Origin of the sequence: Streptomyces sp. LN549, assembly GCF_043203805.1 — a bacterium.
In the GTDB taxonomy this organism is placed as follows: domain Bacteria; phylum Actinomycetota; class Actinomycetes; order Streptomycetales; family Streptomycetaceae; genus Streptomyces.
In genome coordinates, this window is sequence record NZ_JAZHRI010000002.1 from 3,072,587 (window position 1) to 3,088,983 (window position 16,397).

General features: G+C 71.6%; 15 protein-coding genes and 1 pseudogene. 11 read left to right on the forward strand and 5 right to left on the reverse strand.

Annotated elements, in window-relative coordinates:
- The first annotated feature begins 143 nt into the window (after window positions 1–143).
- From SH922_RS13705 to SH922_RS13720, 4 genes are all read left to right on the forward strand, one after another.
- Window positions 144–905, forward strand: coding sequence for a TetR/AcrR family transcriptional regulator (locus SH922_RS13705; protein WP_393058241.1), 762 nt, complete (start codon window positions 144–146; stop codon window positions 903–905).
- A gap of 200 nt (window positions 906–1,105) precedes the next feature.
- On the forward strand, window positions 1,106–2,263 hold the full coding sequence (locus tag SH922_RS13710) for an acyl-CoA dehydrogenase family protein (RefSeq protein ID WP_393058242.1): 1,158 nt from the start codon (window positions 1,106–1,108) through the stop codon (window positions 2,261–2,263).
- Window positions 2,264–2,281: 18 nt separating this feature from the next.
- Complete coding sequence (locus tag SH922_RS13715; RefSeq protein ID WP_393058243.1) at window positions 2,282–3,169, forward strand: acyl-CoA thioesterase; 888 nt, start codon at window positions 2,282–2,284, stop codon at window positions 3,167–3,169.
- 38 nt (window positions 3,170–3,207) lie between these two features.
- Window positions 3,208–4,254: a cation diffusion facilitator family transporter gene (locus SH922_RS13720; RefSeq protein ID WP_393058244.1), complete on the forward strand. Its 1,047-nt coding sequence runs from the start codon at window positions 3,208–3,210 to the stop codon at window positions 4,252–4,254.
- Here SH922_RS13720 and SH922_RS13725 read toward each other — a convergent pair.
- Entirely contained in the window at window positions 4,251–5,423 is a 1,173-nt protein-coding gene (locus SH922_RS13725; RefSeq protein ID WP_393058245.1) for an epoxide hydrolase family protein, read from the reverse strand. The two genes, SH922_RS13720 and SH922_RS13725, sit on opposite strands and share 4 nt — an antisense overlap.
- 63 nt (window positions 5,424–5,486) lie before the next feature.
- Between SH922_RS13725 and SH922_RS13730 the strand changes: the two genes are divergently transcribed.
- The gene (locus SH922_RS13730) at window positions 5,487–6,461 is read left to right on the forward strand and encodes a helix-turn-helix transcriptional regulator (RefSeq protein ID WP_393058246.1); all 975 of its coding nucleotides are present in this window, start codon (window positions 5,487–5,489) and stop codon (window positions 6,459–6,461) included.
- Between the two features lie 16 nt (window positions 6,462–6,477).
- Here SH922_RS13730 and SH922_RS13735 read toward each other — a convergent pair whose 3' ends face one another.
- Window positions 6,478–7,257 carry a phosphatase gene (locus tag SH922_RS13735; protein ID WP_393058247.1) on the reverse strand — a complete coding sequence of 260 codons (780 nt, stop codon included), beginning with the start codon at window positions 7,255–7,257 and terminating at the stop codon, window positions 6,478–6,480.
- 174 nt (window positions 7,258–7,431) lie between these two features.
- On the opposite strand from SH922_RS13735, the pseudogene SH922_RS13740 reads away from it, so the two are divergent.
- Window positions 7,432–7,743, forward strand: a pseudogene (locus tag SH922_RS13740) (acyltransferase); the annotation flags it as partial.
- Between the two features lie 14 nt (window positions 7,744–7,757).
- On the opposite strand, the gene SH922_RS13745 reads toward SH922_RS13740, so the two are convergent.
- Entirely contained in the window at window positions 7,758–8,381 is a 624-nt protein-coding gene (locus SH922_RS13745; protein ID WP_393058248.1) for a TetR/AcrR family transcriptional regulator, read from the reverse strand.
- Between the two features lie 94 nt (window positions 8,382–8,475).
- Between SH922_RS13745 and SH922_RS13750 the strand changes: the two genes are divergently transcribed.
- From SH922_RS13750 to SH922_RS13765, 4 genes are read left to right on the forward strand one after another with little or no spacing between them, the layout of a single operon-like run.
- Window positions 8,476–10,083: a carboxyl transferase domain-containing protein gene (locus SH922_RS13750; RefSeq protein WP_393058249.1), complete on the forward strand. Its 1,608-nt coding sequence runs from the start codon at window positions 8,476–8,478 to the stop codon at window positions 10,081–10,083.
- A gap of 13 nt (window positions 10,084–10,096) precedes the next feature.
- A complete protein-coding gene (locus tag SH922_RS13755; protein WP_393063558.1) occupies window positions 10,097–12,187 on the forward strand; it encodes a biotin carboxylase N-terminal domain-containing protein in 2,091 nt (696 codons plus the stop codon).
- Window positions 12,184–13,143 (forward strand): hydroxymethylglutaryl-CoA lyase, encoded by a 960-nt coding sequence (locus SH922_RS13760; protein WP_393058250.1) that lies wholly within the window; start codon window positions 12,184–12,186, stop codon window positions 13,141–13,143. The genes SH922_RS13755 and SH922_RS13760 overlap by 4 nt, the downstream gene beginning before the upstream one ends.
- A 7-nt stretch (window positions 13,144–13,150) precedes the next feature.
- On the forward strand, window positions 13,151–14,317 hold the full coding sequence (locus tag SH922_RS13765) for an acyl-CoA dehydrogenase family protein (RefSeq protein ID WP_393058251.1): 1,167 nt from the start codon (window positions 13,151–13,153) through the stop codon (window positions 14,315–14,317).
- Window positions 14,318–14,383: 66 nt separating this feature from the next.
- Here SH922_RS13765 and SH922_RS13770 read toward each other — a convergent pair whose 3' ends face one another.
- Window positions 14,384–14,584: a hypothetical protein gene (locus SH922_RS13770; protein WP_393058252.1), complete on the reverse strand. Its 201-nt coding sequence runs from the start codon at window positions 14,582–14,584 to the stop codon at window positions 14,384–14,386.
- A 246-nt stretch (window positions 14,585–14,830) separates the two neighbouring features.
- Here SH922_RS13770 and SH922_RS13775 point away from each other — a divergent pair, with 246 nt between their 5' ends.
- A complete protein-coding gene (locus SH922_RS13775) occupies window positions 14,831–15,499 on the forward strand; it encodes a YdcF family protein (protein ID WP_393058253.1) in 669 nt (222 codons plus the stop codon).
- Between the two features lie 111 nt (window positions 15,500–15,610).
- On the opposite strand, the gene SH922_RS13780 is transcribed toward SH922_RS13775, so the two are convergent.
- Window positions 15,611–16,339 carry a MerR family transcriptional regulator gene (locus tag SH922_RS13780; RefSeq protein ID WP_393058254.1) on the reverse strand — a complete coding sequence of 243 codons (729 nt, stop codon included), beginning with the start codon at window positions 16,337–16,339 and terminating at the stop codon, window positions 15,611–15,613.
- Between the last annotated feature and the right edge of the window lie 58 nt (window positions 16,340–16,397).

Below are 16,397 nucleotides of genomic sequence, written 5' to 3' on the forward strand. Positions count from 1 at the left end.
TGGAAGCAATGAATGAGGAAGCGGCGATCGGAAGCAGTGGATGTGTACTGCGTATCCCGTGGCGTACAACGTACACGTCCATGTGTACGTCGTCTACTGACGGATACGCTGTACGCTGACCGCCTATCGAGAGGAGCCCGTCCATGGCCGGCCAGAAGAAGGACAGCGGCAAGGACGGCCGGACGGGCAGCAGGACGGGGCCGGACACGTCCCTCTGGCAACGCCTGGAGCAGCCGGCGGCCGCACCCCGCGCCTCGCTCACCCTGGAGCGGATCGGGGCCGTCGCCGTGGAGATCGCCGACGCGGAGGGCTTCGCCGCCGTCACCATGCGCAGGCTCGCCACGGAACTGGGCGTCGCCCCCATGGCCGCCTACCGTCACGTCTCCGGCAAGGACGACCTGTGGGCGCTGATGGCCGAGCGGGTGGCCACGGAGATGCGGATCCCCGACGAGGTGACCCAGTGGCGCGAGGTGCTGCGCACGTTCGGGCTGCTGACCCGGGACACGATGCTGCGGCACCCGTGGGTGGGGCAGCTGCCCACCCATCTCTTCGTGCTCACGCCCGGCCGGCTGGCCATCGCCGAACGGCAGCTGGCGGCGCTCGACGGACTCGGCCTCGACGAGGACGCGATGATGGTCGCGTTCCGAACGGTCAGCGCCTTCGCGCACGGTGCGGGTCAGTCGGAGGTGGCCCTGCGGGAGTGGACGGAGTCGGCGGGCTGGTCGTCCGGCGACGAGACCCGGCTGGGCCTGGCGCCGCAGATGATGTACCTGATGGACACCGGCCGCTATCCCACGTACAAGCGCTACGGGCTGCGGGCCACCCGCAAGGACGACGCGACCTGGGCGTTCGAGACGGGCCTGGACTGCGTGCTGGACGGGATCGCCGCCCGGTTCGGCATCTGAGGGGGCCGGCGCCAGGGACCGGGGAGGGGCGGTCGGCACCCTCCCCTTCGGCGTGCTCAGCATCACCTTCGGCGTGCTCAGCATCACCTTCGGCGTGCTCAGCATCACCCTGGACAGCTTCGGTGACCGCCGGGTAACTTTTAACCAAGGCTGAGCAAGCGCTTAGCCAAGCCCAGCGAAGCCGACCAGGGAGGCACCCCGTGCGCCGTACGGTATTCAACGAGGACCACGAGGCGTTCCGGGAGACCATCCGCGCCTTCATCGCGGCCGAGGTCGTGCCCGTGTACGACGACTGGTTCGCGGCCGGCCAGGCCCCGCGCGACTTCTACCTGAAGCTCGGCGAGCTGGGTGTCTTCGGCATCACGGTGGACGAGGAGTACGACGGCGCGGGCATCGACTCGCACAAGTACGAAGCCGTCATATACGAGGAGACCGCCCGCGCGGGTGTGTCCTTCGGCGGCTCCGGCGTGCACACGCTGCTCGGCCTGCCCTACATCAAGATGCTCGCCACCGACGAGCAGAAGAAGCGCTGGCTGCCGAAGTTCACCACCGGCGAGGAGATGTGGGCCCTCGCGATGACCGAGCCGGGCACCGGTTCCGACGTCGCGGGCATGAAGACCACCGCCAAGCTCTCCGAGGACGGCACGCACTACGTCCTCAACGGCTCCAAGACCTTCATCACCGGCGGCGTGCACGCCGACCGTGTGATCGTCTGCGCCCGTACCTCCGCCCCGCGCGAGGACGACCGCCGCTTCGGCATCTCCCTCTTCGCCGTCGACACCAAGTCCGCGGGCTACTCGATCGGCCGCAAGCTCGACAAGCTGGGCCTGCGGGTCTCCGACACCGCCGAGCTGGCGTTCGTCGACGTCAAGGTCCCGGTCGAGGACCTGCTCGGCGAGGAGAACAAGGGCTTCGGCTACCTCGGCACCAACCTGGCCTCCGAGCGCTGGGGCATCGCCTTCGGTGCGTACGCGCAGGCCGCGGCCGCCGTCCGCTTCGCCAAGGAGTACGTGCAGGACCGCACGGTCTTCGGCAAGACCGTCGCCTCGTTCCAGAACACCAAGTTCGAACTGGCCGCCTGCCAGGCCGAGGTGGACGCGGCCCAGGCCGTCGCCGACCGCGCGCTGGAGGCGCTGGACGCCGGTGAGCTGACCGCCGCCGAGGCCGCCTCCGCGAAGCTGTTCTGCACCGAGGTCGCGCACCGCGTGATCGACCGCTGCCTCCAGCTGCACGGCGGCTACGGCTTCATGAACGAGTACCCGATCGCCCGCCTGTACGCGGACAACCGGGTCAACCGCATCTACGGCGGCACCAGCGAGGTCATGAAGTCGATCATCGCCAAGTCCATGGGCCTGTAGAGCGGCTACGTTCCTTCCATGAACGCAGCACCAGACCCACTGCTCGACCTGCTCGATCTGCTCGACCTGGAGCAGATCGAGCAGGACATCTTCCGGGGCACCAGCCGATCAGCGATCGTGCCCCGTGTCTTCGGCGGACAGGTCGCGGCCCAGGCGCTCGTCGCCGCGGGCCGGACCGTCCCCGCGGACCGGCCCGCCCACTCCCTGCACGCGTACTTCCTGCGGGCCGGGGACCCGGGCGCGCCGATCGTCTACAGCGTCGACCGCATCCGGGACGGCCGTTCCTTCACCACCCGGCGGGTCGTCGCCGTCCAGCACGGGCAGCCGATCTTCCACCTCTCGGCGTCCTTCCAGACGTACGAGGAAGGGCTGGAGCACCAGGCCGGCATGCCGGCCGCGCCCGACCCCGAGACACTGCCCACGGCCGCCGAGATGCTGCCGCGGTACGCGGACCGGTTCAGCAGCCCCGATGTCGTGGACCGGCTGATCGAGGCACGGTCCGCTGTCGACCTGCGGTACGTGGACGCCCCGCCGTTCGGCACCGTCGGCGAACCGCGCGAGCCCCGCTCCCAGGTGTGGTTCCGCACCAACGGCAAGCTGGCGGACGACCCGCTGCTCCACGTCTGCATGGCGACGTACGTCTCCGACATGACGCTGCTCGACTCGGTGCTCCTCGCCCACGGGCGCGGCGGCTGGGCGGTCGGCGACGTGGTGGGGGCGAGCCTGGACCACGCGATGTGGTTCCACCGGCCGTTCCGGGCCGACGAATGGCTGCTGTACGACCAGGAGTCACCGTCCGCGTCCGGCGGGCGCGGGCTCGGCCAGGCCCGTATCTACACCCAGGACGGCCGGCTGGCGATCACCGTCATCCAGGAGGGCGTCGTCCGGGTCCCGCGCGGGGACTGAACGGGCCGCACCCCGCCGATTCCGACATACTCCCCACCATGAGCGACGTGAAAGCCGATGCGGCTGATGGTGGGGAGTCCGGTGAGGGGTCCGGGGCGGCGAGCGGTGGCGAGTCCACCTTCACCGTCATCGTCGCGGCCGTCGCCAACCTCGGCATCGCCGTGGCGAAGGCCGTCGCGGGGCTGATCAGCGGATCGAGCGCGATGCTCTCCGAGGCGGCCCACTCGGTCGCCGACACCGTCACCGAGGTGCTGCTGCTCACCGCGCTCAAGCGCAGCGAGAAGCCCGCCGACGAGGAACACCCGCTGGGCTACGGCCCCGAGCGGTACATCTGGGCGATGCTGGCCTCCGTCGCCACGTTCGTCGGCGGCGCAGTCTTCTCCGTCTACGACGGCATCCACACCCTGGTCGCGGGCGAGGAGCTCGGCGACCCTCTCGTCTCGTACATCGTGCTCGCCGTGGCCTTCCTGCTGGAGGGCTACTCCCTGCGCACCGGGCTGCGGCAGGTGCGCGGCGAGGCCGGCCGGCTGGGGACTCCCGCCAAGCGCTACTTCCGGCTCACCCCCGACACCGCGGTCAAGGCCGTCGTGATGGAGGACTCCGCGGCGCTGGTGGGTCTGCTGCTGGCCGCGGGCGGGCTGCTCGGGGGCCAGCTGTCGGGCTCCGGCGTCTGGGACGGGGTCGCGTCGATCCTGATCGGTGCGCTGCTCGTGTACGTGGCCTGGGTGCTCGGCCGGTCCAACGCCCAGCTGCTGATCGGACGGCCGGTTCCGCAGTCGATGCGGGCGGGGGTGCGCGAGGAGCTGCTCTCGGTGCCGCACATCATCGACGTACTGGAACTGACCACACTCATCCAGGGGCCGACCGAGATCCTGATCGCCGCGAAGGTCGACTTCCGGGACGTGGCCAGTGCCGAGCAGGTCGAGTGGGCCTGCGAGGAGGCGGAGCAGCAGCTGCGGGAGCGGTATCCGTCGATCCGGCGGGTGTACCTGGACCCGACGCCGGGTCTGGAGCAGCGGCGCCGGGCCCGGGCCGCCTGGGGAAGTCCGGCGGCCGGGCCCGGCGAGGGTTCCCCCGGGGTCTAACGAAGGCCGGCGAAGAACGCGCGGACGTCCTCGGTCAGCAGCTCGGGCTGTTCCAGCGAGAGGAAGTTGCCGCCGCGGTCGAACTCGGTCCAGCGCACGACGTGGTGGTCGCGCTCGGCGAACCGGCGGATCGCGACGTCGGCCGGCAGGGCGACCGCCACGGCGGTCGGGACGGTGCCGCGGTCCTTCGGCGCCCACGCGGACGGGTCGTGGGCCATCTCGTAGTAGAGGTGCGCGGACGAGCCCGCCGTACCGGTGAACCAGTACACGCTGATGTTGGTCAGCAGGTGGTCGCGGCCGATGGCGTCCTCGGGGAGCTCGCTCGCCGGGTCGGTCCACTCCTTGAACTTCTCGGTGATCCAGGCCAGCTGCCCCACCGGGGAGTCGTGCAGGCCGAAGGCGAGGGTCTCGGGGCGGGTCGACTGGATGGCGTTGAAGCCCATCTTGTCGTCGCGGAAGTCCTGCAGGCGCTCCAGCCGGGTCTGCTCGGACTCCGTGAGGCCGGCGAAGTCCGCCGGGTCGTCCGAGGGGAAGGTGACCAGGCCGTTCACGTGGATGCCGGTGACGGCGTCGGGGGCGAGGCGGCCCATCTCCGCGGCGATCCAGGCGCCGCCGCCGTTGCCCTGCACGCCGTAGTGCGCGTAGCCGAGCCGGTCCATGAGGGTGGTGAACGCCGCGGCGATGCGGCCGGTGTTCCAGCCGGTGGAGGTGAGCGGGCCGGAGAAGCCGACGCCGGGGGTCGAGGTGACGATGACGTCGAAGTCGCGTGAGAGCGGTTCGATGACGTCGGTGAACTGGACGAACGAGCCGGGCCAGTCGTGGATCAGCAGCAGCGCGGGGGCGTCGGCCTTCGCCGAGCGGACCTGGGCGAAGTGGATGTCCTGGCCGTCGATCTCGGTGAGGAACTGCGGGAACTCGTTCAGCCGGGCCTCGGCCGCGCGCCAGTCGAATCCGTCGGCCCAGTACGCGGCCAGGTCCTTCAGGTAGTCGGCGGGCACGCCCCGCGTCCAGCCCTCGACGCCCGGCAGGCCGGTGTTCCAGCGGGTGCGGGCGAGGCGGTGACGCAGGTCGTCGACGTCGGCCTGGGGGATCTCGATCCGGAAGGGGCGGATCTCCGTGGCGGCTGCGTTGTGGGCGGTGCGGGCTGCGGTGGCGCTGCTGTTCTCCATGGACAGAACTCTAGGATGGCATCAGGAAAGGTTCGTTCCTAATGAAGGAGCAGTGTTCGGACCATGCTGGAAACCTCCGCACGCCTGCTCAGACTGCTGTCCCTGCTCCAGTCGCCGCGCGAGTGGCCGGGCACCGAACTCGCCGAACGGCTGGGGGTGAGCGGCCGCACCGTGCGCAACGACATCGAGCGGCTGCGCACCCTCGGCTACCCGGTGGACGCCACCCGGGGATCGGCCGGCGGCTACCGGCTGGCCGCCGGGGCGGCGATGCCGCCGCTGCTGCTGGAGGACGACGAGGCGGTCGCGGTGACGATCGCCGTGCACACGGTCGCGCGGAGCGCGATGCCGGGCATGGAGGAGACCTCGCTCCAGGCGCTGGCCAAGCTGGAGCAGGTGCTGCCGTCGCGGCTGCGCCGCCGGGTGCGGGCGCTGCAGCAGTACACCGTGCCGGTGCCCGCCGACCGGGCCGATCCGGGCATCGACACCGAGCTCCTGATGACGCTGACATCGGCCTGCCGGGACCGCGAACGCCTCCGGCTGGACTACCGGGACCATGCCGGGACGCCGACCCGCCGGCTGGTCGAACCCCAGCGCGTCGTCAACTGGGGGCGCCGCTGGTATCTCGTCGCGTGGGACGTGGACCGCGACGACTGGCGGATGTTCCGGGTGGACCGGATCACGCCGCGCACGCCGTCGGGCCCGCGCTTCGCGCCGCGCGAGGACCCGGAGGGGGACGCCGCCGCCTATGTGGCGGGCAAGGCGTCGGCGGCGGCCTGGCGCCACCGGGCGCGGGTCACGGTGCACGCGCCGGCGGCAGCCGTACTGGAGCGGATCAACCCGGCGGTGGGCGTGGTGGAGGCCGTCGACGAGCACACCTGCGTGCTGGCCACGGGGGCGGACTCGCTGGACAGCCTCGCCGTCCACCTCGGGATGCTCGGTCACGACTTCACCGTGACGGAGCCCGCCGAGCTGGTGGACCACCTGCGCGAACTCGCCGCGCGGTACGCCCGTGCCACCCCCGCGCCTCCCGGGCCCTGAGCCGCCCGCCGCCCCCTCAGAGCAGTCCGGCCGCGTCCAGCAGGTACTCGGTCATCGGGTCGTAGAACCGCGGGTCCAGCACATGGTCGTCCAGCGGGACGGCCACCTGGAGGGTGCCCTCGGACTCCCCCAGGAAGAGTGCCGGGTCGTTGCAGTCCGCGTATCCGATGGCGTCCAGTCCGCGTTGTGCCGCGCACCCGGCCCAGCCGTGGTCGGCGACGACCAGGTCCGGCATGGGGCGCCCCTCCCGCTCCAGGCCGTCCAGGATCGCCGCCATGGGGGCCGGGGAGTGGGTGTGCCAGAGGGTCGCGCCGCGCTCCTGCACGGCGACGTCCGCGAACTGGAAGACCATGCCCTCGTCCGCCGTCAGCCCGCCCGGGATCCGCATGATCTCGCAGCCGGCCGCCCGCAGCGCCGCCGCCGTCTGCCGGTGCACGTCCAGCAGCCCGCCCGGGTGGCCGGTGGCGAACAGCACCCGCTCGGACCCGTCGGCCGCCTTGCGCAGCCGGGCCGCGGCCCGCTCCAGGGCGTCGACGGTGAGCTCGGGATCGATCGTGTCCTGCCCGAAGCGGTGCTCCGGGTCGTCGCTCACCCCGCACCGCTCCGCCATGACCGCCAGGACGTCCTGCTCATCCCGCCACCGGTCGCCGAGTTCGAGTCCCAGCCAGAAGTGGCGGTCGCCGTTGGCCAGCTTGCGGTAGTGGGAGAGGTTGTTGTCCCGTGGGGTCGCGACATCTCCCGCGATGCGGGTGCGGACGAGATGTTCGACGAGGGCGGAGCGGCTGGGTATCGGCATGAACCCATTGTGCCGTGGGATGTGCGCCGTGTGCCGGTCGTATTGAGCGGTGGGCGGTCCGGGCCGTCCGGCGCCGGACCGGTGGTTCCATGAGCGCGGCAGCCGGCCCGGCGGGGCCCCGATCCGGACCTGCCGCGAGACCCCGTCGGAAGTTGGGCGCCCGTTCACCCCCGCCCCCGGCAGGAGTGCTCCGGCTGCCGCGGCGCGTTCCACTCGTACGCCGTGGAGCTCGACACCGCACCCGGCGCCGAGGAGCTGCGCTGGTATCTGGACGGCCGGGTGTACCACCGGGTGAGGGCGTCCGCCATGGACGCGGCCACCTGGGACCGGGCACTGAAGAAGGGCCAGTTCCTGATCCTGAACGTGGCGATGGGCGGCGCGCTGCCGTCGGCCGACGGTGCCACCGCGGGCCCCGCCACCGAGGCCGGTCACCCGATGCGGGTGGCCCGGGTCACCGTGTCGGCCCGGGAGGCGGCCGGCTCCTGACCGGGGGCGCTCGCTCAGGCCTCTTCCCGGGCCCCTGCCGCGGCGAAGGCACCCCGCGCCAGCCGGTGCAGCAGCGCCGCCGTGTCCGTACGGTCGGGCAGGGCCCCGGGGCGGCCGAGGTGCGGGGTGGAGTTCAGCAGGCCGAAGACGGCGTGGACCGCCGCGCGGGCCTCGTGCTCGGGGAGCGCCGGGTAGAGGTCGCGGACGACGGCCACCCACACCTCGACGTACTCGCGCTGGAGCCTGCGCACCCGCTTGCGGTCGGTGTCCCGCAGGCGGTCCAGCTCGCGGTCGTGCAGGGTGATCAGAGGGCGGTCGTCGAGCGCGAAGTCGATGTGACCCTCGATGAGCGCGTCCAGGAGCGCCTCGGGGGAACCGTCGCCGGAGGCGTCCTCGGAGACCCGCTGCTGCCCGCCGGCCAGCAGCCGCTCGCTGATGCCGACGAGCAGCTCGGCGAGCATCGCATCCTTGCCGGGAAAGTGCCGGTAGAGGCCGGGGCCGCTGATGCCGACGGCGGCGCCTATCTCGTCGACGCCGACGCCGTGGAAGCCGCGCTCGGCAAAGAGGCGGGCAGCCTCCTTGAGGATCTGCTCGCGGCGGGTGGGGGCCGCGATGCGGGCGGCGGCATGGGTGCTCATGAGCAACCATTCTAGACAGAGGGGTTAGCGGTCGTTAACCTGAAGGTGTTAACGACCATTAACCACTGCGTTACGGGCAAGGGGGCTCGACAGGATGCAGCAGGCACCGGTGCTGGCGAGCGCGGCCGATCCCGCCTCGGAGGCCTGGCAGGCCAACGAGGCGGCGCATCACGCGCTCACCGACGAGCTGCGCAAGCGGCTCGCCACGGCCAGGCTCGGCGGAGGTGAGAAGGCCCGCGCCCGGCATGTGGCACGCGGAAAGCTGCTGCCCCGGGAGCGGGTGGACACCCTGCTCGATGCGGGCTCGCCCTTCCTGGAGCTGGCCCCGCTGGCGGCCGAGGGGCTCTACGGGGGCGCCGCACCGGCCGCCGGGGTGATCGCCGGGATCGGCCGGGTCAGCGGCCGGGAGTGCGTGATCGTCGCCAACGACGCGACCGTCAAGGGCGGCACGTACTACCCGATGACCGTGAAGAAGCACCTGCGGGCCCAGGAGGTGGCCCTGGAGAACCGACTGCCTTGTCTGTACCTGGTGGACTCGGGCGGCGCCTTCCTGCCGATGCAGGACGAGGTGTTCCCGGACCGCGAGCACTTCGGGCGGATCTTCTACAACCAGGCCCGGATGTCCGGGGCCGGCATCCCGCAGATCGCTGCGGTGCTGGGGTCCTGCACGGCCGGGGGCGCGTACGTCCCCGCGATGAGCGACGAGGCCGTGATCGTCCGCAACCAGGGCACCATCTTCCTGGGCGGGCCGCCGCTGGTGAAGGCCGCGACCGGCGAGGTCGTGACCGCCGAGGAGCTGGGCGGCGGCGAGGTCCACTCCCGTACGTCGGGGGTCACCGACCATCTCGCGGAGGACGACGCGCACGCGCTGCGGATCGTGCGCAACATCGTGGCCACCCTGCCGGACCGGGGCGCGCTGCCGTGGTCCGTGCAGCAGGCCGACGAGCCGAAGGTGGATCCCGCCGGTCTGTACGGCGCCGTCCCGGTCGACTCGCGCACCCCGTACGACGTACGGGAGGTGATCGCCCGGGTCGTCGACGGCTCGCGCTTCGCCGAGTTCAAGGCGGAGTACGGGACGACGCTGATCACCGGCTTCGCGCACATCCACGGCCATCCGGTCGGCATCGTCGCGAACAACGGCATCCTGTTCTCCGAGTCCGCCCAGAAGGGCGCGCACTTCATCGAGCTGTGCGACCAGCGCGGCATTCCGCTGGTCTTCCTGCAGAACATCTCGGGCTTCATGGTCGGCCGCGACTACGAGGCGGGCGGCATCGCCAAGCACGGCGCCAAGATGGTCACCGCCGTCGCCTGCACGCGCGTACCGAAGCTGACCGTGGTGGTCGGCGGTTCCTACGGCGCGGGCAACTACTCGATGTGCGGCCGGGCCTACTCGCCCCGCTTCCTGTGGATGTGGCCCAACGCGAAGATCTCCGTCATGGGCGGCGAGCAGGCCGCGTCCGTCCTCGCCACGGTCAAGCGCGACCAGCTCGGCGACGACTGGAGCGCCGAGGACGAGGAGTCCTTCAAGGCCCCGATCCGCGAGCAGTACGAGACCCAGGGCAACGCGTACTACGCCACCGCCCGGCTCTGGGACGACGGCGTGATCGACCCGATGGAGACCCGGCAGGTGCTGGGGCTCGCCCTGACCGCGTGCGCCAACGCCCCCTTGGGCGATGCCGGCTTCGGCGTCTTCCGGATGTGAGGAACTGATGACGATGTTCGACACGGTTCTCGTCGCCAACCGCGGCGAGATCGCGGTCCGGGTCATCCGGACCCTGCGCGAGCTGGGGGTGCGCTCCGTCGCCGTCTTCAGCGACGCGGACGCGGACGCCCGGCATGTACGGGAAGCCGATACGGCGGTACGGATCGGACCCGCGCCGGCCGCAGAGAGTTATCTGAGCGCGGACCGGCTGCTGGAGGCGGCCCGCCGCACGGGCGCGCAGGCCGTGCACCCGGGCTACGGCTTCCTCGCCGAGAACGCGGGCTTCGCACGGGCGTGCGCGGACGCCGGGCTGGTCTTCATCGGGCCGCCCGCCGCCGCCATCTCGCTGATGGGCGACAAGATCCGGGCCAAGGAGACGGTCGCCACGGCCGGCGTCCCGGTGGTGCCCGGCTCCACGGGCAGCGAGCTGACCGACGGCCAACTGGCGGAGGCCGCCCATGAGATCGGTATGCCGGTCCTGCTGAAGCCCTCCGCGGGCGGCGGCGGCAAGGGTATGCGCCTGGTCCGCGACGCGGCGCTGCTCGGGGACGAGATCGCCGCCGCCCGGCGCGAGGCGCGTGCCTCGTTCGGCGACGACACCCTGCTCGTGGAGCGGTGGATCGACCGGCCGCGCCACATCGAGATCCAGGTACTGGCTGACGGCCACGGCAACGTGGTGCATCTGGGCGAGCGCGAGTGCTCGCTCCAGCGCCGCCACCAGAAGATCATCGAGGAGGCGCCGTCCGTACTCCTCGACGAGAAGACGCGCGCGGCGATGGGCGAGGCGGCCGTCCAGGCGGCCCGCTCCTGCGGGTACGTGGGCGCGGGCACGGTGGAGTTCATCGTCCCGGGCAACGACCCGGCCTCGTACTACTTCATGGAGATGAACACCCGCCTCCAGGTCGAGCACCCGGTGACCGAGCTGATCACCGGCCTCGACCTGGTGGAGTGGCAGCTACGGGTCGCGGCAGGTGAGCAACTCCCCTACGGGCAGGACGACATCACGCTCACCGGGCATGCGGTCGAGGCCCGGATCTGCGCCGAGGACCCGGCCCGCGGCTTTCTGCCCTCGGGCGGCGCCGTGCTGGCCCTGCACGAGCCGCAGGGCGGCGGAGTGCGGACGGACTCGGGGCTCGCCCAGGGCGGCGAGGTCGGCAGCCTGTACGACCCGATGCTGTCGAAGGTGATCGCGTACGGCCCCGACCGGGCCACGGCGCTGCGCCGGCTGCGGGCGGCGCTCGCGGACACGGTCGTCCTCGGCGTCCCCACCAACGCGGGCTTCCTGCGCCGGCTGCTCGGCCACCCGGCCGTGGTGGCGGGCGAGCTGGACACCGGCCTGGTGGAGCGCGAGGTGGACGCCCTGGTCCCGGACGGGGTCCCGGAGGAGGTGTACGCGGCCGCGGCGCTGCTGCGGCAGCACTCCCCCGCCGACACCCGGACCGCAGCCACCGGAGCCTGGGCCGACCCCTTCTCGGCCGGTGACGGCTGGCGCCTCGGCGGCACCCCGGCGCGCACGGTGCGGCACTTCCGGATCCCCGGCCACGACCCGGTCCAGGTCGGCCTGCGGCCGTGCGGCGCGGATGTAGAGCTGACCTTCGGCCACGTCGGTGAGGGCGCGCAGCCGCCGGCCCCCGAATCGGGCACCTGCGGTCCGCTGGGCCCGCTGCCCGGCAGCGCGGAGACGGCCAGGACCCTGTCGGCCGACGGGGGCCGGATCACGCTCGAACTCGCCGGTGTCACCCACACGTTCGCGTACGCCGCCTCCCCGGAAGGCCACTGGCTGGGCCGGGACGGCGACACCTGGCACGTCCGGGACCACGACCCGGTGGAGGCGTCGCTGTCCGGCGCAGCCCGCTCCGGGGCGGACACGCTCGCCGCGCCGATGCCCGGGACCGTGACCGTGGTGAAGGTGGCCGTCGGGGACGAGGTCGCGGCGGGGCAGAGCCTCCTCGTCGTGGAGGCGATGAAGATGGAGCACGTCATCTCCGCCCCGCACGCCGGCACCGTGACCGAGCTCGATGTGACCGCCGGGACCACGGTGGCCATGGACCAGGTACTGGCCGTGGTCGTCCCCGTGGCCTCCACCACCGGGGAGACAGCATGACGGCCACCGACCGCACCCTGCCGATGACCGTGGCCGCACCGGACCTGCCCGCCCGGGTCCGTATCCACGAGGTCGGCGCCCGTGACGGGCTGCAGAACGAGAAGGCGGTCGTGCCGACCGAGGTGAAGGCGGAGTTCATCCGCCGGCTCGCGGTCGCCGGCCTGACCACGATCGAGGCGACGAGCTTCGTCCACCCCAAGTGGGTGCCTCAACTGGCGGACGCGGAACAGCTGTTCCCGATGCTCGGCGACATGGGGGACGTGGGCGACGTGGCGTTGCCGGTCCTCGTGCCGAACGAGCGGGGGCTCGACCGGGCGCTGGCACTCGGGGCGCGCCGGATCGCCGTCTTCGGCTCGGCGACGGAGACGTTCGCGGCCCGCAACCTCAACCGCACGATCGACGAGTCGCTCGCCATGTTCGAGCCCGTCGTCGCCCGCGCCAAGGCGGACAAGGTGCATGTGCGCGGCTATCTGTCGATGTGCTTCGGCGACCCTTGGGAGGGCCAGGTCCCCGTCCACCAGGTCGTCCGGGTCGCGAAGGCGCTGATGGACCTCGGCTGCGACGAGCTCTCGCTCGGCGACACGATCGGGGTCGCGACGCCCGGCCACGTACAGACCCTGCTGTCCCAGCTGAACGAGGAAGGCGTGCACACCGACACGATCGGGGTGCACTTCCACGACACGTACGGACAGGCGCTGTCCAACACCCTCGCCGCGCTCCAGCACGGCGTCTCCACCGTGGACGCCTCCGCGGGCGGCCTCGGCGGCTGCCCGTACGCGAAGAGCGCGACCGGAAATCTCGCCACCGAGGATCTCGTGTGGATGCTCGACGGCCTCGGCATCGAGACCGGGGTCGACCTCGACGAGCTCACCGCCACGAGCGTGTGGCTCGCCGGACATCTGGGCCGACCGAGCCCGTCCCGTACCGTCCGCGCCCTCTCCCACAAGGAGCAGTGATTTCCCGATGTCCCTGGACCACCGGCTGACCGCCGAGCACGAGGAACTGCGACGCACCGTCGAGGAGTTCGCCCACGACGTGGTCGCGCCGAAGATCGGCGACTTCTACGAACGCCACGAGTTCCCGTACGAGATCGTGCGCGAGATGGGACGGATGGGCCTGTTCGGGCTGCCGTTCCCGGAGGAGTACGGCGGGATGGGCGGCGACTACCTCGCCCTCGGTATCGCCCTGGAGGAGCTGGCCCGGGTCGACTCGTCGGTCGCGATCACCCTGGAGGCCGGGGTCTCACTCGGTGCGATGCCGGTGTTCCGCTTCGGTACGGAGGAGCAGAAGCGGCAGTGGCTGCCGAAGCTCTGCTCGGGCGAGGCGCTCGGCGCGTTCGGCCTGACGGAGCCGGACGGTGGTTCGGACGCGGGCGGCACCCGGACGACGGCGGTGCGCGACGAGGCGACCGGCGAGTGGGTGATCAACGGCTCCAAGTGCTTCATCACCAACTCCGGCACGGACATCACCGAGTTGGTGACGGTCACGGCGGTGACCGGTCGCAAGGAGAACGGCGCCCCGCGCATCTCCGCGATCATCGTCCCGTCCGGCACCCCCGGCTTCACGGTCGCCGCCCCGTACTCCAAGGTCGGCTGGAACGCCTCGGACACCCGGGAGCTCTCCTTCTCCGACGTCCGCGTCCCGCTGGAGAACCTGCTGGGCGAGGAGGGCCGCGGCTACGCGCAGTTCCTGCGGATCCTGGACGAGGGCCGGATCGCCATCTCGGCACTGTCGACGGGCCTCGCGCAGGGCTGTGTGGACGAGTCGGTGAAGTACGCCGCCGAGCGCCACGCGTTCGGGAAGCCGATCGGCGCCAACCAGGCGATCCAGTTCAAGATCGCGGACATGGAGATGCGGGCCCACATGGCCCGGATCGGCTGGCGGGACGCGGCATCTCGGCTGCTGGCGGGTGAGCCGTTCAAGAAGGAGGCGGCGATCGCCAAGCTGTACTCCTCGACCGTGGCGGTGGACAACGCCCGCGAGGCGACTCAGATCCACGGCGGCTACGGCTTCATGAACGAGTACCCGGTGGCCCGGATGTGGCGCGACTCCAAGATCCTGGAGATCGGCGAGGGCACGAGCGAGGTGCAGCGGATGCTGATCGCGCGGGAGCTGGGGCTGCCGGCCTGACGGGCTGCGGCGTGCGGGTGGGGCGGGTCCGGGCGCCGGATCCGCCCCACCTGATGCCGCGACCGGTCACCGGGCCAGGCCCTTGTGCTGCTGCTTCCACAGCTCGGTGATCGCCCGCAACTGCCGACGCTCGTACGCCGTGCCGGGCCGCACGGCTGCCGACCGGCTCTGCCAAGTGACACCGGTGGGACGCGACAACGTGACCATCTGGCCGCCGAATGCGTCAACGACGCCGACCATGTCGTGGGCTCGATCGAAGACGACCATCCCGATCCGAATGACCGGAGGACCCGACCGCACCCTCACGCCTCACTCTCCGGAACCATGTAATCGGGGCACAGAGAGTGCCCGCACTCACACGGCGGCCAGCGAAGCGCCGCACCGGGCACGAGGTCGGCGCCCTCCGCCTCGGGGTCGCCCTTCGCCGCGTGGCTTCCGGGCGCGGCCACAACCGCGACGATGGTCGTACGACTTCGAGGTTCCGGACTCGGCTCGTGGCGAAGGAGATCCACGATGATCTCCGACCAGTCGCGGCGGGACGCCCAACTCCTCTGGGACCACCACCTGATGCACCATGACCCGCGCCCCTGCTCGGTGGCGATCGGTCTCGGAAGCCATGACCTCGGGGTCGCCGACGCGGCCGTGAGTCTCTACCGGCGGGGTATGGCTCCCCTCATCGTCTTCACCGGTGCCACCAGCCGCACCACCCTGGCACGCATGCCCCGCGGTGAGGCCGTGCACTATCGGGAGCGGGCACTCGAACTCGGCGTACCCGACAGTGCCGTGCTCACGGAACCGCGCGCTCGCAACACGGGCGAGAACATCCGCTTCTCCCGGGCGCTGCTCGAAGAGGCCGGTGTCGAGGTCTCGTCCGTCCTGCTGATCAGCAAGCCGTACGAAGAACGACGCGCCCACGCCACGGCGCGCAAGCTGTGGCCGGGGGTCGAGTTCGTGAGCGCGTCGGACCCGAGCACGTTCGAGGAGTACCTGGCCTCCCTCCAGGACGACCGCATGGTCATCGACATGCTGGTCGGCGCGTTGCAGCGCCTGATGATCTATCCAGCTCAGGGCTTCCTCGTCGGCGACCCGGTACCCGATGAGGAGACGGCTGCCTACGAGCGCCTGTGTCGAGCGGGCTTCACGAGCCGGCTCCTGGCGGGCGAAGCAGGCACCGCCCGTTGAGGCATCACCACTCCCCGCCTGAGGCACGGTTCCTAGGACGCTCGTCACACGATGGACCAAGACGTGTGGACGGTGCCCATGAATGACCCGACACGCTGCAGTGACCGCTGATCATCCGTCGTGAGCCGCCGCGCTGCCCAGGACGGCACCGAGTGCGACGGTGGCATCGAAGAGGGCCCGGGAGCGGAGAGCGATGTTCGCGTCCCGCGCCGCCAGTGCTGCCCGGACGTCTTCTGGCCGGTGCCCCTGCCGCAGGACCGGCATGAGGGTCCGGAGGGGGTCGATGCGGTATCCGGCTCCGCGTAGCTGATGGACGATCCGGGCGTCCCTGACCTGGGCCGGTGAGTAGCGTCGGGTGCCCCGCGGCGGGACCCGGTCGGGCACGACGAGCCCCTCGGCGTCCCAGTGCCGCAACGTCGAGGGGCGCACGCCGAGCGCGGCGGCGAGTCCGGAGACGCTCATCACGTCCGAGGGGCGAGCGTCTTCGACGGACTCGGCGGAAATCGCCTCGGCCGCCTCCTGGGCGAGCGCGAGGTCCGTACGTTCCCGGTCGAGCCGGGCGTGCGCCGCGTCGAGACGGGCGAGCACCTCCGGGAGCGGACCCCGGTGGGCGGCCCGCAGCGTCCGCTTGGCCTCGACCGGTCCCACCCCGCCCGCGAGGGCCCGGTAGGCGAGCGCGGAGTGCAGGTGGACCTCCCGGTAGACCCGGTAGCCGGCGGCGGTACGCGTCGCAACCGGCAGCACGCCGTCGCGTTCGAGGTTGCGCACCTGCTGGACCGAGCAGCCGGCACGCCTCGCGACATCGACGGTGCGCATGGCCGACGATTTGAGAGTGGACACCCGTTCTCCCTTGCCAATCGGCCCCAGGTCTCCACATGCACCTTAATGAAACGCTTGA